This window comes from Spirosoma aureum (assembly GCF_011604685.1).
Taxonomy (GTDB): Bacteria; Bacteroidota; Bacteroidia; order Cytophagales; family Spirosomataceae; genus Spirosoma; species Spirosoma aureum.
The window spans coordinates 90,809-114,449 of the sequence record NZ_CP050063.1; the positions used below are offsets into that span (position 1 = coordinate 90,809).

The 23,641-nt window shown below is 44.9% G+C and carries 21 protein-coding genes; 12 read left to right on the forward strand and 9 right to left on the reverse strand.

Annotated elements, in window-relative coordinates; translation table 11 throughout:
- Positions 1–307 precede the first annotated feature (307 nt).
- Positions 308–691 carry a hypothetical protein gene (locus G8759_RS00330; protein ID WP_167204215.1) on the forward strand — a complete coding sequence of 128 codons (384 nt, stop codon included), beginning with the start codon at positions 308–310 and terminating at the stop codon, positions 689–691.
- 1,013 nt (positions 692–1,704) lie between these two features.
- On the opposite strand, the gene G8759_RS00335 is transcribed toward G8759_RS00330, so the two are convergent.
- Positions 1,705–1,953, reverse strand: coding sequence for a hypothetical protein (locus G8759_RS00335; RefSeq protein ID WP_167204216.1), 249 nt, complete (start codon positions 1,951–1,953; stop codon positions 1,705–1,707).
- 175 nt (positions 1,954–2,128) lie between these two features.
- Between G8759_RS00335 and G8759_RS00340 the strand changes: the two genes are divergently transcribed.
- Complete coding sequence (locus G8759_RS00340; RefSeq protein WP_167204218.1) at positions 2,129–2,605, forward strand: GNAT family N-acetyltransferase; 477 nt, start codon at positions 2,129–2,131, stop codon at positions 2,603–2,605.
- A 197-nt stretch (positions 2,606–2,802) separates the two neighbouring features.
- Here the strand turns inward: G8759_RS00340 and G8759_RS00345 are convergent, their stop codons facing one another.
- Complete coding sequence (locus G8759_RS00345) at positions 2,803–3,558, reverse strand: carbohydrate-binding protein (protein WP_167204099.1); 756 nt, start codon at positions 3,556–3,558, stop codon at positions 2,803–2,805.
- Positions 3,559–4,134: 576 nt separating this feature from the next.
- Here G8759_RS00345 and G8759_RS00350 point away from each other — a divergent pair.
- On the forward strand, positions 4,135–4,548 hold the full coding sequence (locus G8759_RS00350; protein ID WP_162388949.1) for a response regulator: 414 nt from the start codon (positions 4,135–4,137) through the stop codon (positions 4,546–4,548).
- Between the two features lie 883 nt (positions 4,549–5,431).
- Here the strand turns inward: G8759_RS00350 and G8759_RS00355 are convergent.
- The gene (locus tag G8759_RS00355) at positions 5,432–5,935 is read right to left on the reverse strand and encodes a hypothetical protein (RefSeq protein WP_167204220.1); all 504 of its coding nucleotides are present in this window, start codon (positions 5,933–5,935) and stop codon (positions 5,432–5,434) included.
- A gap of 849 nt (positions 5,936–6,784) precedes the next feature.
- On the opposite strand from G8759_RS00355, the gene G8759_RS00360 reads away from it, so the two are divergent.
- The 9 genes from G8759_RS00360 (at position 6,785) to G8759_RS00400 (ending at position 18,238) form a co-directional block, all read left to right on the forward strand.
- Positions 6,785–7,252 (forward strand): hypothetical protein, encoded by a 468-nt coding sequence (locus G8759_RS00360; RefSeq protein WP_167204222.1) that lies wholly within the window; start codon positions 6,785–6,787, stop codon positions 7,250–7,252.
- 568 nt (positions 7,253–7,820) lie between these two features.
- Positions 7,821–9,104 carry an MFS transporter gene (locus G8759_RS00365; protein ID WP_167204224.1) on the forward strand — a complete coding sequence of 428 codons (1,284 nt, stop codon included), beginning with the start codon at positions 7,821–7,823 and terminating at the stop codon, positions 9,102–9,104.
- Between the two features lie 228 nt (positions 9,105–9,332).
- Complete coding sequence (locus G8759_RS00370; protein ID WP_167204226.1) at positions 9,333–10,592, forward strand: efflux RND transporter periplasmic adaptor subunit; 1,260 nt, start codon at positions 9,333–9,335, stop codon at positions 10,590–10,592.
- 80 nt (positions 10,593–10,672) lie between these two features.
- Entirely contained in the window at positions 10,673–12,094 is a 1,422-nt protein-coding gene (locus tag G8759_RS00375; protein ID WP_167218587.1) for a TolC family protein, read from the forward strand.
- Between the two features lie 82 nt (positions 12,095–12,176).
- On the forward strand, positions 12,177–12,926 hold the full coding sequence (locus tag G8759_RS00380; protein ID WP_167204228.1) for an ABC transporter ATP-binding protein: 750 nt from the start codon (positions 12,177–12,179) through the stop codon (positions 12,924–12,926).
- 54 nt (positions 12,927–12,980) lie between these two features.
- Positions 12,981–14,228, forward strand: coding sequence for an ABC transporter permease (locus G8759_RS00385; RefSeq protein WP_167204230.1), 1,248 nt, complete (start codon positions 12,981–12,983; stop codon positions 14,226–14,228).
- A 110-nt stretch (positions 14,229–14,338) separates the two neighbouring features.
- Positions 14,339–15,493, forward strand: coding sequence for an ABC transporter permease (locus G8759_RS00390; protein ID WP_167204232.1), 1,155 nt, complete (start codon positions 14,339–14,341; stop codon positions 15,491–15,493).
- Between the two features lie 82 nt (positions 15,494–15,575).
- A complete protein-coding gene (locus tag G8759_RS00395) occupies positions 15,576–16,946 on the forward strand; it encodes a sigma-54-dependent transcriptional regulator (protein WP_167204234.1) in 1,371 nt (456 codons plus the stop codon).
- Positions 16,943–18,238, forward strand: coding sequence for a sensor histidine kinase (locus G8759_RS00400; protein WP_167204235.1), 1,296 nt, complete (start codon positions 16,943–16,945; stop codon positions 18,236–18,238). Before G8759_RS00395 ends, G8759_RS00400 begins: the two co-directional genes overlap by 4 nt.
- 35 nt (positions 18,239–18,273) lie before the next feature.
- On the opposite strand, the gene G8759_RS00405 is transcribed toward G8759_RS00400, so the two are convergent.
- From G8759_RS00405 to mreC, 6 genes are all read right to left on the reverse strand, one after another.
- A complete protein-coding gene (locus tag G8759_RS00405) occupies positions 18,274–19,812 on the reverse strand; it encodes a c-type cytochrome domain-containing protein (protein ID WP_167204237.1) in 1,539 nt (512 codons plus the stop codon).
- A 14-nt stretch (positions 19,813–19,826) separates the two neighbouring features.
- A complete protein-coding gene (locus tag G8759_RS00410; protein WP_167204239.1) occupies positions 19,827–20,894 on the reverse strand; it encodes an NHL repeat-containing protein in 1,068 nt (355 codons plus the stop codon).
- Between the two features lie 190 nt (positions 20,895–21,084).
- The gene (locus tag G8759_RS00415; protein ID WP_167204241.1) at positions 21,085–21,534 is read right to left on the reverse strand and encodes a DUF4890 domain-containing protein; all 450 of its coding nucleotides are present in this window, start codon (positions 21,532–21,534) and stop codon (positions 21,085–21,087) included.
- A gap of 103 nt (positions 21,535–21,637) precedes the next feature.
- Entirely contained in the window at positions 21,638–22,135 is a 498-nt protein-coding gene (locus G8759_RS00420; RefSeq protein ID WP_167204243.1) for a GAF domain-containing protein, read from the reverse strand.
- A 53-nt stretch (positions 22,136–22,188) separates the two neighbouring features.
- Positions 22,189–22,695 carry a hypothetical protein gene (locus G8759_RS00425; RefSeq protein ID WP_167218589.1) on the reverse strand — a complete coding sequence of 169 codons (507 nt, stop codon included), beginning with the start codon at positions 22,693–22,695 and terminating at the stop codon, positions 22,189–22,191.
- Positions 22,696–22,773: 78 nt separating this feature from the next.
- Complete coding sequence (gene mreC / locus G8759_RS00430) at positions 22,774–23,610, reverse strand: rod shape-determining protein MreC (protein ID WP_167204244.1); 837 nt, start codon at positions 23,608–23,610, stop codon at positions 22,774–22,776.
- Positions 23,611–23,641 lie beyond the last annotated feature (31 nt).

The window sequence follows — 23,641 nt, forward strand, 5'->3', positions numbered from 1 at the left end:
ATTTTAGAAAATTTACCTAAGTATTAATGACAAATTTCCATTTCGATAGTCTACAAAGAGAGGAGCGGCATCGAGGTACCGCCTAAAGTGCCAAGGGTCTAGTAAATCATCATAATCCAGAAGAGTATAATTGCCCAAATGTTGAGCCAGCACCTGGTCAATAGGTCAAATTCTAGCAAAATTCTATACGTGCAGATTTTACAGCTATTAAACAAGAATACCGTATAATCAATAAATAAAGTGACTTTGTTTAAGCAAGAACGTCCAAATAGCACATTGGGTACCTATACCGTTCAACAAAATCATAATGATGATTACTAAAAAGCAAGTTAGCAAGAGCGCTACCATACGTACTTCTGACCTGCTCTCTCCCATAGAAAACTGGCAGCAGGCTGCCACCAAGTTCTATAATTTGTATAAGATTTTAATGCAAACCATTGCCGTACGTGAGCAGGTAGAACGTCTTTCAACCTATAAGGGTACTCTTCCCCTTCGTCAGTATTCGTCCTGTGAGCTTGAACAGTTGCGGAAAGCGATGTTTGACGAACTCCATCAGCTAGTAAATGACATGAATGAACTGTCATGCTTTGATCAGGATATCGAACGGCTTCATTCACATACGTTAAAACTTCAACAGCAGGCTAAACGAATCCAGCGGGCTCTTGTCTTAAGCTCACTGAATGCCTCCTAGGAAAACTTCCATCGCTGTATTGTAAGCAATCTACCGCCGATTCAAAGCAGTGTATCTTTAAATCTGATAGCCTGTTCTATTTTTTGGCGATGGAGTTTTTCCTATTTATAGGCTCCAAATTGACTCCAATGGATTAGTTGCCGATACTTTTTCACTCTTAATCAATAGGTTTGCCTCACTTCTCCGTTATTTCTCTAGCGAGGCTTCCCGCTTCACCATACCAGTATGCCACTCTATACTACCTGAAGCCCGGCCGCATCTTGTTGCAGTCGGGCCTTTCTTTAGTATAAGTGAATAACAAATAGTAGTTTCGCCTTGAAAAACAAACTTTGTTCTTCGAACAAGTTTGTTTTGGTGTGGATAGAAGCGGAAAGCCCGGCTCATTTTGAAGTCGGGCTTTTTCATTGGCTATTAATCACAGAAGTGACCGCCAGAGTTATCTATTTAAGACGATATGATCTTTAGTTTGGCGTTTAACAGATCAGAGCAAATGTACTCACGACATAGGCTTTTCAGGAGATAATTAGCGCCTGTTTTATTCGAAAAAAAAATCAGTTAGTCCCATCAATGATAAACGATGAAACTCCGCCAACTAAAAAGTCGGACGATATTCTTTCTATTCAACTAATAATTAACCCTGCCAGACAATAAAACCTGACAGGGTGAACCGTACGAATGGCGTCTATCTCATTATATACAGCTCCCCATTTAAAGCTACGCTGCTGTAAAGAGATACTTGTAAAGGACTAATGAATTAATTAACCGGCAAATAAGCGTATTTATGTATTTTCTCTGGAATAAACACCGGCCTAAACTCATCACTCACCGACGAGTTTGAATCGTATTAGCGCCAGGATTATTCACCGCTGGCAGTGTAAACAAAATAACACTACACCTCAAAGCGACTCGAGCTATCCTGAACGCCAGTCATAAACATTTAGTCAAGTTGTTTTACGCCACTTACCAAATGATATATCTGTTATTAAAAGAAGCAATGACTAAATCATTAGGCTTCATTGTCCTCTTTTGTCAGCCCAGTTTTTTTTGACAACTAACTGATCTACTTCCAGTTCGCCAATTCGAAGTTTACGAATGTTAGCTCGTCCAATGCGCAATTGCCCAACGGCCAGGGCTCCGATCGCCAAGACTCCTACAGCTAAAGCACCAACAGCCAGAGCTCCGATCGCCAGTTGCCCTACCCTGGCTTGACCAATTCCACGTTTCCCAATTCGTAACGGCAATGAAAACCCTTTCTTTGACATGACCTGGTCTTATTTAGTGCTATAATAAAGATACTATCTTTTGAGTTTTGTTGTGAGGTATCGTTCTATTGACCAGAATAACGTTCATTTGTGGCCGTATCAGTCATTTTATTTAATGTATTCGCCTTTCCTTTATTCACCACGTCTGCTATTTATTGCCAGCTCACCAACTTTATTGCAAGCTGAGCTAGAAGATACTTTACAGTTAGCTCAATTACTCAATGTAGATACGCCTTCTGACTGGCCGCCAGGCGAATATGATAAAGATGCCATTCAGTTTTTTCTGGACCAACTTCTAGCCGGTGGACGGGATGCAATTGGCTGGTATAGCTGGTACGTTATTGCTTATCCAACGACAACAACACCAGCTACTTTAGTGGCTGCCGGTGGTTATTTTGGCCCACCCAGTACGGAAGGAGTACTCGAAATTGGGTATTCGGTTTCTGAGTTTTGGCGAGGCCAAGGCATAGCCACCGAAGTTATTGCTACCCTACTGAATCATGGATGGCAACAAATAGGTGTTAAACGAATCATTGCCCATACATTACCCACGAATAAAGCATCGATCGGGGCATTAATTAAAAACGGATTTTACCAAATAGACAGCGATGATCCAGAAAAATTGTGCTTCGAACGGCTTCCTATTGCCTAGCTGCCGATCACGTTTACTAAAGAATATTTAAGCTAATCTGCTGCAATAATCACTGGTGAATCGGTCGTATAAGCCATCACCCTCTGGGCATTCCTTTCCTGAAAATTACGGCTAATGCGATAGGCTCAATAAATTATACCTTTAGTCAGCAAATCAGTGAGAAAGCTGATCCAGTATTCGCTGATACTAAACTTTTATTACTTTTTGGTTGCTGGTAGTTGCTTAACGAGCACGAAGTCGAGATAAGCAAGATTAGACCCTTTGTTGTAGTGTAAGGTAAGCAGATTGGTCCCTGCTACGGGAAAGGTAACTTCACCAACGGTAGCCTGGGTCCACCGATGAAAATCCCCGGTATTCTCAGGCAGTATCAGGTCAACGGCTTTTTTATTATTCAGCCATAACGACGATTTGTTATCCTGAAAGCCATAAACAGTAATGATCTTGTAGAGGCCTGGTACTTTTATGTCAACAGTATAATTGGTCCATTCGCCATCATCCTGCCAGCCAATATATAACTGGTTTACTTTGGGATCAACTTTATTGGGATGATTGAAATCCGCAAAGTCCTTTGTAAACGAAATATCAACACCTTCATTGGCCCGAAAATGCACCAGATATTCGGGTACGCCTGGTCGCTGATGGTCGGGTTCACGATTGAGTTTCCCACTTCCATTATTAATTAGGTCGGTATCGTGATAAGCGATACCTTCTCCACCCAGATCATAGTAAGCCAGTTCAAGGCGTCCGGGTATTAGCTGCGCACCCTGTGTATATTCAGCATCTTTAAACGGCTTACCTTTATATCCTTTTGGTACCTGAGCAAAAGGAGCGGAAGTAGTCACTACCAGCATCAATACCACGCCCAGTATTGTTTTATCAAAAACGCCCCTAAAAACGCATGAGTCAATTTGCCTGATCTGCCTGTGTATGTTGTTCAAGAGGTGGTATTTCATTTGCATCAGAGACTTGATCATTCAGCCGTTTTTGAAACAAAGAGATTTCGTGTTCATTGTTACTCCGCCAAAACGCACTAAATGTCCTTTCTCCATAGCATTTTGATAGCTAAACGTTGTTTTACATGTCGATACGGGGAAACGTTAAGCTTTGTCTGTATCCACTATTCGGCGGGGCCGAATAGATTGATCACTATATGCAGCAGAGTGGAGTCGATTTTAGCATTTCCTTACGCTTTATGTAGCATGAAATGTTCCTCTATGGATTTGATCTAAACTACAAATCTAATTTTTACATATGAATCAACGCTTCTTGATGAGTCAATGACTAACTTGTAATTTTACGTCAACTTCATCATGCAACGTGCTTTGTGGAGTAGTTTAACCGCGATCCGGTAGCTCGTAGTGGGGCTACCGGGTTTTTATAATCGCGATTACTACTCATACTTTGTGTATTTCTATTGAAGGCTGGTAGAATTGAGACGGGACTGACAATTCCATTTAGAAAGGCTTATCAGTTAAAACACAGGGTTTATTTATTCGTATATTCGCCATCGCTACCGTAACAGATTTAAGATGGAACAGAATGCTTCTCAGGCTGTCTTTGTCGCCGATGATGATGAAGACGATCGTTTTTTATTACAATTAGCCTTTCAACAACATAGCCCGGAATGTCAGCTTGTTTTTGCGCAGGACGGACTCGTTCTGCTTGATGCATTGGCACAAACCGATTCGCATCCCTGTCTAATAATTCTGGACGTCAATATGCCCCGTCTCAATGGGCTGGAGGCTTTGTCCGTTTTGCGAAGTAATCCACTTTATAAAGATACACCAATTGCTATTCTAACGACATCAAGTGCAATCGATGATCGGTACCGAGCTTATGAATTAGGGGCTAATGACTTTATCTCTAAGCCCCTAAGCCTGGAAATGTTTGGCCCTATCATTCGTAAACTTCGCAAAAACTGGCACCTGGATGAATGCATTTAAGCATTACAGCGCCTGGATGGATGAAATAAATTTTGCAAAAACTTTCTAGCTATCAATAGGATCACTACTCCGTGACATTAGCGATCTTACAAAGGATTAGTAGTTAAATAAATAGTTTAATTTTTATAGTTGCTATTGATTAATTTAAAACCTGATCCGGCACAAAGCTTCACACATCAAGAAGCCAGGTACATTATCTCACAACAAGGCTTCTTCCAGTCTAAATATTAATGATCTTTTTGCATAAGTTGATGAGATAATTTATAAAAAAAATAAACACTTAGTCATTATTATCTTAACAATAAACCTTATACAATACAGCAGGAAATAAGGTATTATTCCGCGCCTAAATTTGTAAAATAGTGTTTGTTTTTATTAATAAACTACCTCACAAAAACATCGACCCAAAGCAGCCGAAAATAGTTATTCTTTTTCTAGTGATTTAATAAAATTTACAACAGAATGCTTTTAATCTGGCTGCATAAAAACTATAATTCTGGCCCTTATAATTTAGCATAAAATTAAACTTGAATATGAATATAGGTTCTAAGGTAGGGGTAGTAACCAGATATTGGTCAAAAAATATAAGTAAAATGCCAAATAATTATCACCCACCGGCCCTGCCCCTTATGTTCTTCGATCAGCTATGAGAAGGGAGTGTGAATCATCCTATTCCTTAGTACGGCGGAGCTTCTTATTCATGGGCAAGTCACTTTTTACTAGTAGCCGCACAACCGAAGCAGGTGAGATGGCTTCCTCGAATCCAAACCTTAGTTAGCCAAGGCTTTGACTCCCCATTGTAGTTGAAGATTAGATCGGCCTGATCAAAAAGAATCTATCTAGTCGGGTAAACCGAAACCACTTCCTGATTCACAGCCCGGTGTTACCAGCCTTGGGTTAGTATATCCTGATCACGTCTATACGGATAAATAAGTCCATCAGCAGCAATCGAAACAGACTGACTAGTTCCATAAATCCAATCGCCAACAAAAGGGGTTACCGTTGGATTTTGGATAGTCAGGGTCGGCATCTTTCCAGACCAGGACTCTATCCGCTTATCTAATATCAGACATAATCGACCGGCCTGGTTCTCAACGCTGGCAATTTGTCCATCAAAACTTAATGGATCTTTGAAGTTAACTGGCGAAATAAGTCGTAAACGAGACTCGCAGGAGAAAAAGCTTTCCTTCCCAAAGCCTTTTACATGATACCAACGTTCATTATTTATTTGATCTTTAGTAGGTTCAACGCTTTGCTGATTCAGCCACCACATACCTTCCGATTTGGGTCCGTCATAAACCTGCCAGAAGTTAGGTGCTATTAGGTCAATGGACCCCTGATATCCATAAATCGTTGACTCAACAGCGCTTCCAATTTCAAATAACATAACTAAACTATCAAGGTTAGGGTGAATACAATCGCGATACGGTCTTCTAATAAGCTACAAATATAACGTTCATACTTATTTTGCGGTCATAAATTCCAGCAACTTACTAGTGTTAATCCAACATAAAATTTATAGGAAGTAAATATGCGCCCATTTTCCTATGACGTAGCTTTTTTTGAATTATATTGATTAATAGTAAAATTTCCTGCTGCTTTTACCACTTACTTTAAACGGGCGTTTTATTGGATTTATCAATGTAATTTTCCGTTACCTATAGATAGATCTACTAACCAATTGGTAATTTTCAGCGAACTTTGATCAAGCAGGCAGGGCATAAATAAACCTATCTACTACTTTTTGTTACTGGCTAAGTTATATCCTAAAGCAACAGTTTCAAAAAAATAAAAAATCATAGATACCTCTTAAAAATTCCCTTCCGTTCAGCGATTAATCCGATTACTTAACTTCGCACAAACCTATCCTAATTGGACAGGTATCTAATTTTTTTCCTATGCTCTGAGCCTGGTTCCCCTTTCTTGATGAGTCGACCTTGTCTTGAGGCCAGTAATGTTTCTGGCAATGGCCTTATACACAATCTAATCCCTGCCATTTAAAGCCATTCAGGTTTTATCAAAAGACTTTTTGTTCACAATCTGGTTTAGTTATCGTACATTGTTAAATCAATTGGTCAAAACTAGTTGTTTAATTACTTCAAGCATAAAAGCAGATGTTGAGGTCACATGACTACAGTTTCTAAAATCAATGAGTTTTTAAACCGATTAAATAAATTGTATGCTATTCCGCCTAACCATCTTAGACCACCAGGCCCAATTTCGGGAATTTTCCTGCATGCTCGATAAACTTGAGGTTGGTTTTGACTTTCTTAATACGGTAGTCGCAGGTGGAGAAACTCTGGTCAAGGTATTGCTTATCGAGAATGGTAAGGAGAGTCAACTCCCTCTGGAGGTATTTGACGGTTTTCCTTGCCTGGAGCCTATACAACAATTAGAGATTGAATGGAAATATCTGTTAAGCCAACCTGTTCGCTCTATTTCTATCGTTGATCAAGACTTGATTGACTTGACCAGGAAACGGATGCATCAATGCGAGGCTAGTTTATCAAGCCAAAAACTAGTTATCAGCAGGTTCAAAGCTTTATTAGTAAGAGCTGAAGGGGGAATTCAGGATCAATCCATAAGATCCAGACTTATACTCCACTATAAATTGGAAATTGATCGCTATGAGCGGCAAATGGCTAAATCGCAGCTCTATCAGAAACAAGTTGCCAGAAGACTTGATGAACTGATCCAGTTATAATATTATGTCAATACCCCGCCCAAACAGTTTTAGCCAAATTCCTTTCCTGTCAGTGATTCATCATCTTTAATTTACTTATCGGGCAAGTCCACTTCCTATCAGTATATTTTCTGCAATTGTTCGTATCGCAAAACCGCTTCAATGACAATCTATAAAGCCAACTAATAGCTGTATGGTTAAAAGGCATTTATGTGCTATATCCTGTTTCTTCCATCGTTAATAGAAGCCATACTTATTTCCCTCCCTCTCAATTCTTCGACGATCCGATCAGAAGTTAATAAAGACGATTTGTCCTTCATTAGAGATAGTGTTCAAATAAATTCTGAGGAATAACCCCCAATATAGAGGAAAATAGGCAGCTGACTGTCTTATTAAAGGGTTCACCGGTCTTTATAAGGCGGGTAGTTTTGACAAATAAATTAGTACCGGACTAGCATTGACAAGTGGTGAGTGACCGAAACTTTATCTGCTTATACTAGTTAGTCTCTATTTTTTATTCTTTCTGATGCTCGTGGGGGTCAAACACAGGTTTTAAATCAGTACGTATATTCATAAAAGTAAGCTTAAAATGGGACAACCCTTAGCAAAATCCCGCTGGTATCGTCTGATACCCATAGCGTTCATTACTTATAGTCTTGCTTATCTCGACAGAGCAAATTTTGGATTTGGAGCGGCCAGTGGAATGGCTACTGATTTAAAGATCACGCCCTCCATGTCTTCCTTGTTGGGATCTCTTTTCTTTCTCGGTTATTTTTTCTTCCAGGTACCCGGCGCGATCTACGCGGAAAACAGAAGTGCGAAAAAGCTAATTTTCTGGTCGTTAATTCTGTGGGGTGGATTAGCCATGGCAACCGGAATAATTAGCAATGTCAATTTATTGATTGTTATTCGCTTTATGCTTGGTGTCGTCGAAAGTGCCGTCATGCCGGCCATGCTGCTTTTTTTAAGCCGGTGGTTTACAAAAGCTGAACGTTCCCAGGCCAATACGTTTTTAATTCTTGGCAATCCGGCAACTATACTTTGGATGTCAGTTCTATCGGGTTATTTAATCAAAGCGGTTGGTTGGCGATGGATGTTTATTCTGGAAGGGCTTCCAGCCATAGTCTGGGCATTCTTCTGGTGGCGGTTAGTCGATGATAAGCCAAAAGATGCTACCTGGTTAACCGAATCTGAAAAGTTGGCTGTAGAAGAGCAGTTACAGCAAGAGCAGCAAGGAATTAAACCTGTTAAAAACTATGCAGAAGCGTTTAAATCCCGAATTGTTATTCTGTTGAGTCTGCAATATGCCTTGTGGAGTATTGGTGTCTATGGATTTGTTATGTGGCTTCCATCCATTATCAATGCTGCCCCAAACATGAACATTGTAAAAACCGGCTGGCTGTCATCAGTACCCTACGTGCTGGCCATAATCGGTATGTTAAGTGCCTCCTATTTTTCCGACAAAACCCTGAACAGAAAGATATTTGTCTGGCCGTTTTTATTATTAGGTGCCATTGCCTTCTATGGCTCATATTTAATTGGCGTAAATCACTTCTGGATATCCTTCGTACTCCTGATCATTGCCGGCGGTGCGATGTATGCGCCCTATGGACCGTTTTTTGCAATTATTCCAGATGTTTTACCCAAAAACGTGGCGGGTGGTGCTATGGCCCTGATCAACAGTTTAGGTGCTTTAGGGTCATTTGTTGGCTCTTATATTGTTGGCTATTTAAACGGAACAACCGGTGGGTTCGGCGCTTCCTATATTTTTATGGCTGGCTCTCTCTTCTTATCAGCAATAATCACATTGGTTGCCGTAAAACCGGCCGGTTCCACTTATAAACCCCAACCGGAAAAGTTGACCCTTCAATAACAGGTTTTTAGTGGGAAGCCGTGGCACAGCTTCCCACTAAAATGACCTGAGATTCTACACATTGATATGCTATAGAATTCTGGAGTCTTTCCCAATCGGGCGAAATCGCACATCTTGTGCGATTTCGCACAGTTTTTATATAGCAATTTCAAGCAATACCCTCATATACAATCACTTATAGATGGCATAGTGTTTGGCATACCTGGTAGGTAACTACACTAGCCAAACATGGACCGCGAATTAGCACCCGAACTTGTTGCCCGAACCCGCCGAAAAAGTTGGCTGATTGGCGCCGTCGTGTTTATCACGTTGGCGGGTGGCATCGTCTGGTTTCAAAAGATCCTGAAAACATCCGTTGAAGCCAGCAAAATCCGAACGGCCATTGCCCAAATCGGTTACGTTGAAAATACCCTGAGCGCTACGGGTGAGATTATTCCAGCTTACGAACAAATCATAACCAGCCCCATTCGCGCCAGCATCCGGCGGGTATTGCTCACACCCGGCACCCGTGTTCGGCCCAACCAGCCCATTCTTGAGCTTGATAAATCACTGACCCAGATTGAGTACGAAAAAATTGCAGATCAGCTTGCGCTCAAAAAAAATAGCATTGAACAACTGCGACTGAAACTCAACAAGGAACTCTACGATGCCGATGTCGATGATCAGATCAAATCACTGACGATCAATAAACTCAAGGCCGAGCTTGGCGATGCCAAACGCCTGCTGAAAGTTGGTGGTCAAACACCCGAAGACGTAACCCGCGCCGAAAACCTTCTGCAAATTGCCCAATTAGAAAAAAAACAACTGGAGAACGATCTGGCCTACAACCGTCAGTCGATGAGCGCCAGCCTGAAAGAGTCTGAATTACAGGCACAAATTGAAGCGACTAATCTTAAGGTACTCGATCATAAACTTAAGCAGGCCGACATACTCACCGACCGGGCAGGTGTGCTGACCTGGGTAAATGAACACATTGGTTCGGCCGTAAACGAGGGCGAAATGCTCGCAAGATTGGCTGATCTGGGCAGTTTTCGCGTAGAAGGTTCCTGCTCCGATATTTATGCCGAACAGGTAAAAGTAGGCCTTCCAGTAATCGTAAAAATCAATGAAACCTCCCTTCGCGGACAGATTACTCAGGTAAAACCGTCTGTCCAGAATGGTGTGGTGCAGTTTGCAGTAGATCTGGACGATAACCACCATACCTCACTGCGTCCCAATCAGAAAGTCGAGGTATTTATCGTCACAAACCGGGTTGCTCAGTCTGTGCGGGTAGCCAATGGGCCTGCCTTTAAGGGTAAACGGAAGCAGTTTGTGTATGTTATGACCAGCCCGACTGTGGCTACCCGACGGGAAGTACAGTTGGGACTGTCAAACTTCGACTGGGTAGAGATCAAGAGTGGATTGCAGGCTGGCGACCGGGTTATTCTGACGGATTTGAGTGAGTATGAACACCTCGAACAACTCACTATTGACCCTAACAAGCCCTGACGATGAGCGCACTTTTTACTGAAACGGACAAATTGATACGCTCGCTGACAAAATGGGGTTTAGGACTATTATGGCCTCTTATGAGCCATCTGGCCGTGGCACAAACCCAGAAGCTTACGCTCGATGAAGTAGTGCAACTAGCCCGCGAACAGTCGATAGCGGGCAAACAGGCGTCTACCTTGCAGAAAACCAATTACTGGAAATACCGCTCATTTCTGGCTGATTTTAAACCGCAGTTGAGTCTCGATGGCTCGTTACCGAGCTTTACACGCTCGTTTGTTCAGGTCACACAACCCGATGGAACCATTGCGTTTCAGCCCGTTTCGAATAATAACTCAGTGTTGAACCTCTCGCTGAGTCAGAATATTCCACTAACAGGTGGCTCAATCTTTATACAACAACAACTCCAGCGATTCGATAACTTCCTGAATAGCAGCACACTTTATAACGGAATTCCTTTCGCAATCGGCCTGACTCAGCCGCTGTTTCGATTCAACCAGATGAAATGGGACCGCCGGACCGAACCGCTACGCTACGCTGAAAGTAACCAGCAATACATCGAGGCTCTCGAACAGGTTGCCCTTGATGCCACAGGTCTGTATTTTGACTTACTGGTCTCGCAGGTGAATCTTCAGATTGCCGAAACAAACCGCGCCAATAACGATACCCTCTTCAAAATAGCCGAACATAAGCTGGAGCTGGGGAAAATCTCACAAAATGATCTGCTTCAGTTGCAGCTAAGCGTTCTGAATGCAAAAAAAGATCTGGCATCGGCGCGCCAAACAGCCGAAGTCGCGTCATTGAAACTGCGATCATATCTGAACTCTAGAAACGAAGGTAGCGGGCAACCGCAACGATTCGAATTAGTCGTGCCGACACAGCTGACCGATTTTTCGGTCGACATCAACCAGGCCCTGGCTGAAGCATTTGCCAATCGCTCCGCATCTATCGCCTTTCGTCGTCAGGTTCTCGAAGCCGATCGCGATCTGGACAAAGCACGTAAAGAAAACGGTCTAAATGCTACCTTAAATGCTGCTTTTGGCTTGTCGAATCGAGGCAATCGGCCTGGCGATGTATACGTACGCCCACAGGATCGGGAGTTTGTTGAAATACAGTTTACGCTTCCCATTATGACGTGGGGACGAGCCCAGGCCCGAACCGAAACGGCCCGCGCCAACCAGCAACTTACGGCTCAAACGGTCGAACAATCGAAACGAACATTTGAGCAGCAGATTTATACACAGGTAACCCTGCTGGAAATGCTTCGACAGCAGGTTAAACTAACTGCCGAGGCTGATCAAATTGCCCAAAGCCGTTATCAGATCGCCCAGGATCGCTTTAAACTCAGCAACCTGAGTGTAACCGATCTCGGGATTGCCACACAGGACAAAGATCGCGCCCGTCGCGACGCGATTCTGGCCTTACGCGATTACTGGCAGGCATTTTATACGCTTCGCTTATTGACGTTATATGATTTTGAAACAAACCAGAAAATAAAATGAAGAATGGATTCGATCGAATGAATAATTGAACAAGACCATCCGCCATCCATTCGGCAATCACCATTATCCATTTCCCAACGCCATGATTACTCTCAAAAACATCGAAAAAGTTTACCGGACCAGCAGCATCGAGACGCTGGCGCTGACGAACATCAACCTCGACATTCGGGCTGGTGAGTTTATTTCCATCATGGGGCCGAGTGGCTGCGGCAAGTCGACTCTCATGAATCTGATGGGCCTGTTAGATGCACCCAGCCAGGGTAGCGTTGAAATTGGGGGTCAGACTGTAACGCATTATCGCGACAAAGAACTGGCTCAGCTCAGGAACCAGAAACTTGGCTTTATTTTCCAGAGTTTCCACCTGATCAACGACTTATCGGTACTCGATAATGTCGAGATCCCGTTGCTCTACCGGAAAGGCGATGCGACAGGCGCGTCACGTCGGGAACTGGCCCGCCAGGCACTTGAACGTGTGGGGTTGAGTAACCGGATAAAGCACTTTCCGAACCAGTTGTCAGGCGGGCAGAAACAGCGGGTAGCGATTGCCCGTGCGATTGTCGGTCGTCCTGATATTATTCTGGCCGATGAACCAACCGGAAACCTCGACAGCGGGATGGGGAACGAAATCATGGCCATTCTCCAGCAACTCAATACCGACGGGAGCACGATTATTATGGTAACGCACGATGAGTCGATGGCTAAAAAGACGCATCGGCTTGTGCGACTGTTCGACGGATCGATGGTGGGAGACTCCAGCATAGGACAAGGAGCTCTGAGCATGGAGACCGGTCTTGGACGTGTCTTCCCATCGGAAGAAAAATCAACTTTATAGGCTTACGAATCACAACGGGTATCCGCGTTCCATACCCCTCCTACTCTTTGCGCCATGTTAATCAACTACATAAAAATCGCCTGGAAGGTCCTGCTACGGCATCCGTTCTATACCTTCATCACGCTCTTTGGCATTAGCCTTACCTTAACGGTGCTGATGGTGCTAACTTCCTTTCTCGACCATCTGATTGGAAGTCACTATCCGGAAACGAAACGGGATCGGTCGCTCTATATCATGCAGATGCTCCAGACCGATTCGAGCAGAAGTTCGAGAAGTATGGGCCCTATGAGTTTCAAATTTCTGACAGACTATGCTAAATCGCTGAAAACGCCGGAACGGGTAACGCTCTGCACGTTCATCAACAGTTCGAACGCCTATGTAGGCTCCCAGAAAATAAAGCTTAATACCAAATTTACGGATGCCGATTTCTGGCAGGTAACTGACTTTGAGTTTCTGGAGGGGAAACCCTATAATGAACAAAATATTGCCAATAGCGACTATGTAGCGGTAATTACCGACGATTTCAAAAACCACTATTTTGGTAATACGACAGAATCGGTCATTGGTAAGGATGTCGAAATTGAGAACATTCATTATAAGGTAATTGGTGTGGTAAAAGGTAGCCCTGTTACCCGGCCGTTTACATATGCGGATGTTTATTTCCCGTATACGACTCCCAAAAGTAATTATCAGCGATCTGGATTTCGGGGCGGTTATGTAGCGATATTATTAGCCAAAAATAAATCTGACCTGAAAGCGATTCAGGATGAATTTCAAAATCATATAAACCGAATTCCATTACCGGGCAATCAGGATGGGTTTAAGTACTCGGTACTGGAGGTAAAAAGTGATCCATATCTGGAAAATTTCATTGGCACCCTTTTAGACGGAGGGCCCGGCCTGAGGACCATATTTTTTGGCGTCATTGGCTTTATTATGTTCATGCTCATGGGTTTACCGGCCATCAATCTGGTAAATATAAACGTCAGCCGAATTATGGAAAGGGCATCAGAAATAGGTATACGAAAAGCATTTGGTGCTCCCGTAAAAGCGCTTGTGTGGCAGTTTATTGTCGAAAACATTTTCATCACCTTCATTGGTGGCGCCATTGCTCTCGTGCTCACGTTTATTATCATCCAGCTCATCAACAACAGTGGATGGATCGCTTATGCCGATCTAACGATCAACATTAACGTATTTATTATCAGCATACTGGTCTGTCTCATATTCGGTCTTTTATCGGGCGTGCTACCGGCCTTACGAATGTCAAAACTTAACATTGCCGAAGCACTTAAAGCTTAATGAATGAAAGAGTGAAATGCCGGCGCAAGATTTTCACCTGCTAATCACGCATTCTCTCTTTCGCTCATTCACTCTTTCACGAATTCGCTCTTTCATTTACTCTTTATACCATGATCCGTCATCTTTTCAAATTAATCTGGAACAAGAAGAAAACCCATGCTCTATTGATGATAGAGATCTGGGCTTCATTTATGGTCCTCTTTGGGCTCGCTTCGCTGATTGTCTATAACGTTGGGAATTACACACAACCTTTAGGTTTTGAGTACAAAAACGTTTGGGCAATCAGTCTGAAAAGTAATCAGGACACTACCGATGTCGAGCAGAAAATTCAACGAGCCCTGCAGCAGTTAAAGACATACGCCGATGTAGAATCAGCTACCAGAATGAGCAGTAATTTTCCATTTTCAGCAAACTCAATGAACAATGGGGTAGAGTACAACAAAAAAAAGATAATGGCTGATTTTTACGTAACTGACGATAATTTCGCCAAAACACTCGATATTCCCATGGCGACTGGGAAGTGGTACAGAAATGCTGACAGCATCGGTAAATACACGCCCGTTATCATCAATCAAAAGGCGAAAGAAGGCTTGTTCGGTGATGAAAACCCAATGGGAAAGATCATTGGCGAACGCTTTAAGGTAGTGGGCACGGTTAATACCTTTAAGGCGAAAGGCGAATTTATGGCCGATAAACCCGCCATATTTGAACTACTAAATGCCAAAAGTCCCTGGAACGATTTGCTGCTTATTCGGGTAAAACCGGGAACAGATGCAGTGTTTGAAGCCAAAATAGTAAAGAATATCACGTCGATGTTGACAGGATGGAGTGTAGAAGTCGATCACCTGGCCGATTCCCGAAAAAACCAGCATAATCTTACACTCGTTCCTGTAATAATTTTTCTGATCGTGTGTAGCTTTCTGCTGATCAATGTTGCACTTGGCCTATTTGGCGTTCTTAATTTGAGCATTGCTAAACGACGGAGCGAAATAGGATTGCGCCGGGCATTGGGGGCTACCGAAAAAGGCATTTCGACACAGTTTATTGGTGAAATTTGGGTGCTGGCCACCTTTGGAATGCTGGTTGGTTTGTTATTTGCCGCTCAATTTCCACTCCTGAACGTATTTGACTTACACGCAAATGTCTATATAACAGCCATTGTCGTTTCGATCATAGTCATCTATCTGATCGTTACGCTCTGTGCCTTATTCCCGAGTCGGCAGGCTGCAACCATTCAACCAGCCGTAGCGCTTCATGAAGAATGAGCAGGGAGTGAATGCTGTAAATCCCAAAAACCTCAAAACCATCATTTTACAGTATCCCTTGTCCATTCGCCAGTAGACCAGCATGCTCCTCATCATCGACGACGATATTGCCATCCAGACGTCTCTTTCACTCCTGTTCAGGAAAGAAGGGTTCAAGGTACGTACGGCCGACGGGCCCTTTGATACCTTCGAGATTTTGCAGGAGGAAACGCCGGAAGTCATTCTGTTGGATATGAATTTCTCCGTCGATACCTCCGGTGATGATGGCTTACGCTTACTACGTCGGATTCGGGAGCGCCTGCCGGATGTGCCAGTCATTCTGATAACGGGCTGGGGCAGCATCGATCTTGCCGTGGAAGGCATGAAAGCTGGAGCCAAAGACTTCATTACCAAGCCCTGGCAGAATGATTACTTGGTTCAGTCGGTCAGAACGGCCCTAAACCTGGCCCAGTCAGATCCAGTCTCACCCGATCGTCGGGAGCTTGATCAGCAATTTTCATTTGATAACATCGTTGGCGAAGATCCAACCCTGTTAACTATTCTGAAAACCGTTGGACGCGTGGCACCTACCGATGCTCCGGTACTCATTACGGGCGAGAGTGGTACGGGCAAAGAACTCATTGCAGAAGCCATTCACCAGAATAGTCGACGAAAACGACAGCCATTTGTCAAAGTCAATCTGGGTGGTATCTCATCGACACTATTTGAAAGCGAACTATTCGGGCATATTCGTGGAGCCTTCACCGATGCCCGAACCGACCGCGTAGGGCGATTTGAACTGGCCAACAAAGGCAGTATTTTTCTGGACGAAATCGGTGATCTCGACCCGGCCAGTCAGGTAAAATTACTACGTGTATTGCAGGATCGAACATTCGAGCCGCTGGGCAGCAGCAAAAGCCGAACGGTTGATGTGCGGGTAATCTGCGCGACAAACCGAAACCTGGAAGATATGGTCGCTAAAGGGTTATTCCGGGAAGATTTGCTCTATCGGATCAACCTCATCACGGTACGACTACCTTCCCTATGCGAACGTCCAAAAGACATTGCCAGGCTGGCGACTTTTTTTGTCAATAACCTGAAAACACTCTACGGACGGCCCAATCTGCACATCGGCAAAGAAGCGATGAACTGGCTCAAAACGCTGTCGTTACCCGGCAATATCCGCCAGTTGAAAAATGTCGTAGAGCGAACGGTACTACTGGCCCATAACGACAAATTAACGATCGCCGACTTCGAACAAAACCTCACTGTGAGTCCCAAACTCCAGGCTACCCGCTCCCTGCCCGAAGTAGGAACCATGACGCTCGAAGAGATGGAATACCAGATGATTCAACAGGCCATGGCCTTTCATAACAATCGGGTTGCCAAAGTTGCCAGAGCGCTGGGCATCACTCGTTTTGCGCTCTACCGCCGATTAGAGAAATTTGGCATTCCCTATACAACTGAGGAATGAACTTACGCCTGCGTACGCGTTACCTGATTTACATTATTACGGTTCATCTCGCGCTGGTCGCTTTAATCGGCTGGGTATTGAGAGAACAAAAAGCATTGTTTATTGCCTCAGAGGTTCTGATTCTGATTTCGGTATACGTAGCCATTCGTATTTATCGGGCCTTTCAGCAGCCGTCGGAATTCATTGCGTCAGGAATTGAAGCGATTCGGGATAAAGACTTTACCGTCAAATTCGTACCGACTGGCAATTACGAAGTCGATGAGTTGATTACGGTTTATAACTTGATGATCGACCAGCTTCGGCAAGAGCGTACCCGGCAGGTTGAGCAGCAGTTCTTCCTTAACAAATTGATTGAAGCCGCTCCAATTGCCATACTGATCTTTGATTTCGACGATCGGATCGCATCCGTTAATCCCAAGGCTTGCCAACTTCTGGGGATGCAAGCGGACGAAATGCTCATGAAACGGTTGGCGGAGCTGGGTTACTCCTTGCTGGCTCACATGGCCGATCTGGCCGACGGCGAGTCGCGGGTGATGAAGCCCAACGGGATTGAAACCTACAAAGTACTACGGTCCAATTTCATCGATCGGGGCTTTCGCCGATCGTTTCTGATCATTGAAGAGTTAACGCCTGAGATTCTGGCTTCTGAAAAGAAAGCATACAGCAAAGTAATTCGGATGATGGCACACGAGGTCAATAACTCCATTGGGGCCGTAAACTCCATTCTGAGCGTGACTGAATCTGAACTACCCGACTCTGAGCTAAAGCGAGCCGTTCGGGTAGCGATCGACCGCAACGACCGGCTTAATCGCTTCATGCGTCGCTTTGCCGACGTTGTGCGGCTACCTCAGCCGAACCTGTCTCCCAGCGATATGGCTGAGTTAACCCGTAACGTTGTGCGGCTTATGCAACCACAGGCCGAAGCCGGTAATGTAGCACTAACCATCACGGCTCCCGATACTCCGGTTATGCACCCCGTCGATTTAGGGCAACTGGAGCAGGTACTGGTCAACATTGTCAAAAATGCGATTGAGGCTTGTGAGCCAGGCAATCGTGTAGAGGTGCTGATTACACCCAGTCACCTGATCATTCGTGATAACGGTGCTCCTATTCCGGAGGAGGTAGTGGCTAATTTATTCAACCCTTTTTATAGTACCCGCCCCAACGGACAGGGAATCGGTCTGACCCTAACTCGGGAGATTTTACTGAATCACGGCTTTTCGTTTTCACTACAAACTGAGCCAGACGGCTGGACCGTTTTCGCCATTTCCTGGGCTAGAACAATGGGTTGACGGGGTATGCGTGCCAGGTTTAGCAATTACTCGCCCTAATTCTTTTTGGATTCGTCCGGCTTTTCGGAAGCCGAATTAGCTTTGGCAAATGCGGCAACGGCCTGCTCATCAATGCCGCCAACAACATCTAGTTTTGGCATCGTTTTTTTCAGGGTAGCCAGTCCCTGCGCAGTTACTTTTGTTTGCCAGAGGTAAACCGTTTTGAGACTTTTCAAGTTTGTCAGCTCCGCCAGACCAGCGTCCGTCACTGCCGTACCATACAGGTTCAGGTATTCGAGATTGGCCAGCCCTTTGAGTTGTTTCAGGCCAGCGTCTGTTATTTTTGTCTGCTCCAGATGTAGTTTTTGCAGGTTTTTCAATTTGGATAGCTGCGCTAATGTCGCATCAGATATGTCGGTCTCACCCAGTTTCAACCAAACAATCTGGTTACTGAGTTTGGGCAACAAAGCCGCTTGTGCATCATTGTAGGTTCGTGCATTAACTGCGCTAACTTCCAGTTGATTCTGTTCTTTCGAGAGCGGTAAGACCAGTAAACCGGTTTTCTTCAGTTCCTCAATTACTTTAGGGTCAGCGGCCGGAACTTTCATTGTCAGCACGGGCGATTCGGGCGCAGGGCCCATTGCAGCAATTCCACTGCCTGAGGAAGCATTGGTCGAACCACTACCACCCAGCGATGCCAATACGGGCTTGATGGCGTCGTTTACGGCTAACTCCGACACTTTTTTATCAAAAGAAGCCCCCTGATCGATCCACCAGGTTAATAAGGCAATCTGCCCTTCACTAAGCTGCGATTTCCCCTTTGGCGGCATGTGGTGATCATCTTCCTCGGGCAGTAAGCAAACTTTCACCATTTCACTGGTACTACTTTTACCTGCGACGAAAACAGGGCCATCTTCGTAGCCTTTCTTTATCATTTCGGGCGAATCCAGCCGAAGGCCAGCCTTTGACTTATCGGCATTATGGCATTGAACGCAACGCGTCTGAAGAATAGGATTGATAATCTGTTTATACACCATTGCCTGATTAACGTCGGTAATCGGCTCCGCTTTAAATTCTTTCTGTTTCGACGGTAAGCCAGCCAGTGTTCTCAGGGGGCCGGGTGCATACTGAGTCAGGAAATCGGAACCGTGGGTTAGATTTCCGCCCTGATGACCAGCCGCCAGTAACAGCAGCAGCGATACGCCAAGCGCAGGCAGGTACATCAATTGCGCAAAGGGGATCACCCGGCCCAGATTCTCCGATTTTACAGCCCAGGCAATCCAGGCAAACGCTGCTACGCCAATTCCCTCCCATTTATGATTATTGAGTGTTTCCGTATCATAGCCTCCGCCCAGCGAAAGCATATAACCAAACACGCACGCCATCGTTGCACTTACCGCCGACCAGAATAAAATCAGTGTAATTGTATGCGGACTAACCGAATTACGCCGGGTCAGGCGGTCAATTTCGAGCAAGCCCGCAATGAGCAAAAATCCAATCGGCAGGTGGACAATCAGTGGGTGAAAATGGCCAAAAAACAATACCCAGTCGGAGGGCTGAGTAGCATTCGCCTGCAAAAAAATCAGTTTATTCATAGTCAGCACTCGATTCAGGAAACCCGTTCTAATTTTATAGGATAGGTTTTCTTGGAACTCCATTGCGCTACATAGATGCTATCATCTTCATCTACCAGCACATCATGCGGATGCAGAAACGCCGAAACACCACGTTCTTTGCGCTGTTCACCAAGTTTGCCATTCTGATAGACTGGCTCAGATCCGCCGGGGGTCGAAATTACCCGGTCGTTTTTATCCAGAATGGTAATATAACCCGAATCAGGGTAACTATCGGATGTGCTCCTGAAAACAGCGCCATAGATGTTTTCGCCATGAATAACCGGTCGGCAAATGTATGACCCAGGCAGCGCTATGGTCGACACGTATTTGCCATCGAGCGTAAAACGCTTGAGCGCATTCCGTCGGCGGTCGGTAATGAGTAGTGTAGGGCTGCTGGTACGCCGGTCAACGACAATACCGTGGCAGCAATCGAACGTATCATTCGCTTCGCCTTTACCACCCCAATACCGGATAAGTTTACCGGCTTTGTCATACTGCATGACGTAGTTCAGGCCATACCCATCGACTACATAAATATCGCCATTAGCGGGATTTATAGCGGTTTCGGTCGGTTTAAATTGCGTCGGATAAGCATATGAGCCTGTTTCTTTCGGGTAGTCCAGCTTCATCAGTTCGCGCCCTTTCAGATCAGTCTTAATGACCTGATGCCGGTCAGTATCGCTGATCAGCAGGTATTGGTCATTGCCTTCTCCACCCAGCGTTAAGCCATGACCACCGGGGTAGTCGTGACCCCAGGTTTCGAGTAACTTACCTGACTTATCATAAACCAGAATATTGTTTTTGGTCTCGTTGGTCAGTAAAATGATTCGTCCCTTAGCGTCCTGTACCATTTCGTGGCAATCATTAACGGGATTTTTTCCCGCGTCCAATACGCCCCAGCCTGGCACTACCCGATAACGAAATCCATTATGCCCTAAAACAGTTGTTTCGGCGCTATAACGATTGGTTTTTGCCGAAAGAATCGTTGGTACGGAGGTACTTGCCGCTGCTACGAGCGATGCCTGCCGAATAAATGACCGACGCGAAAACGAAGAAGCCATGGTGTATGTACTATTTACAGAAAAAGGAAGTTGGCCCTAAACTTTACTGTTACCAGGCTAAGGGGTTAAGCTACCTAATCTATTATTGAACGAATCAGTAGGTATGCACGCTTCCTGAAAGCATTCAAACGGCAGACGCCTGATTCTTGCTTGTCGAAGAATCAGGCGTCTGCTATTTAAGTTAATTCGTTCAGTTTTTTTCCTGACCGTCCTTACTTCCATCATTTCCACCTTTGCCTCTGCCCATACGGCCGCGCATCGATTCAAACTTAGTGAATTGATCGGGTGTCAAAATACTTTGCAGTTTACTCTTAAAATCGTCGGCATTAGCCTTCAAAGCCTCTGCTTTTGTTTTGTTGTCATCAGAACTTTTCTGAATCGCATCCACTTTCTCAGCGCGGGCCAAGGTTATATCATAAATTTTTTTAGAAGTAGCCTCGTCCAGCCCTAGTTGCTGCGTCATCCGGTCCGTCATTTTCCGGGCACGTGTAGTCGGGTCTCCAGCCTGATACTCCTTCATGGCCCGACCTCTACCTCTTTGGGCTGAAGCAGGAGCATCAGGCGTAGTCGTTTGCTGAGCCAACAGCGGCAAGGAGAGCATCGAAAGCATCAGTCCACTAAATGCAATTTTCTTAAACATGGTACGTGATCGTTTTATTCGAACCTAAGACGACCTGCAACAGCCTATGGTTTAAGCCATCGCCAGAATTTAATTGCATCTTAACCAGGTTTATCGAAGAGAGCTACTCAGTCGTATAGTGTAAATCGGTAATCAATGCCGCGATTCGTTCCAGACTCTGAGCGTCGACTTCGCTAAAGTCATTTAATTCATCACTATCGACATCCAATACCATACGAACTGTTCCGGCCCGATCAAACACGGGCACGACAACCTCCGACTTCGACGCCGAACTACAGGCAATATGTCCGGGAAACTGCTCAACGTCGGGCACCAGAATTGTTTCTCGCCGGGTATAGGCCGCTCCGCAAACGCCCTTGTCGAACGCGATGCGTGTGCAGGCAATAGGCCCCTGAAACGGCCCAAGTACTAACTGATTCTCTTTTTTGATATAAAAGCCAACCCAAAAGAAACCAAAGGCTTCTTTCAGCGCAGCCGAAATATTGGCCAGATTAGCTATTAGATCCGGTTCGCCATCAAGAAGTGCGGCAATTTGTGGAATCAGACTATCATAAACCAGCCGACGATCGGTGGTCTGGGGGAGAAATAAAGATTCTGCCATTTTGTGAATCTGCTTTTGACTGCAGCATCTCAATGACAAAAAACAAAACGGAGTTAGTTCCGTGTAAAAAACTGAATGAGAACGATACTTAGGGTCGTAAACAGTGTACTGGCCCCAACCCGAATCAGCGTAGGAATCAATAAGGCCAGACTGCTGGCTTCAATAAAAAACAAGGCCGAGTGATGAATCAATGCCAGTATAAATACATACCGAAAAAACACGCCGACTCCCAGTTCCTTCAAGGAAAACTCAATCCGTGATTCCATACCCGGCACATCGATTTGTGTTCGTACGACCAACGGCCTGAAATAGGCCATGAGCACCGTAGCGGCTGCGTGCATACCGAGCGTATTGTAGAACGTATCGACAATAATTCCGGTCACAAACCCAATGAGCAGCAGCCAGGTAAGGCTGGTTTCGTTGGGCAATAACAGAATGCAGGCGATGTAAACGAAACAGAACGCGTAATCAAAGAGCACCAAATTCCGCACCAGCAGGATCTGCAATACCAGATACAGCAAAAATAAAAACGCAGTAGACAGAATTTCGCGTAAAGTCATCTTGTAGTAGGCGGTGGGCAGTCGATAGTCGGCAATCAGCCAGTTTCTCACTGCCAAATGCCCATTACTTACTGCTTACTATTTCTCTGTTTCAACTTGTTTTTCTAACTGCTCCTGCTCTGCCTGCAGGCGATTTTCGACGACATACACAAAGGCCAGACTACCAAAATTGGTGGCCAGATTAAGTGTAATATCATGAAAGACCCGATTAGGCTGGATGCCCATTGTTCGGACATACCCGACCAGGATACCCGGAGGAAACGTAGAGTTACGCTCCGAGGTAACGACCGAATCACCTTTATGAACCGTCTTGGTCAGCGAAATGTCATTCAGCTTGATCAGGCTCGGGTCTACGCCATCCCACCTCGCCGTCCCAATTTCGTCGGCTTTTGTTAAAGCCGAAGACACCAGAAACCCAGAATGTAAGATCGACGTAACGACCGAAAAATGTCGATTACAGACTTTTACCTTGCCGACTATACCCGTTGGCGAAATCACGCCCATACCCGGCCGGATTCCATCATCAGTACCTTTATCGATCGTGATGTAGTTGTTAGCGAACTGGGTTGTATTGTCGATCACCTTGGCAACAGTGTACTTGAACCGGTCGGCAAAAGCCGAGTCGGCCAGATACTCTCTTGGAGACGCGGGCTTACTTTGCAGTAATTGCGTTAACTGAGTATTGAGCCGTTGGTTCTCCATGGCCAGGTCAGCATTAACCTGCCGCAGACGAGCATATTCATTGGCCGCGTTGGACCACGCCAACACCTGAGCCGCATACCGGTTCGATGTGTTGAAATAGGTCACGCTCCAGTAATTGCTTGTGTTAATGATAAAATAGAAGCAGAATACTTCCAGCAACACAAACAAGATGAAGTTTCGGCTTCGAATAAAAAAGTCGACTAACTCTCCCATAAAGTGGGGAACATCTTAACAATGTAGCCTG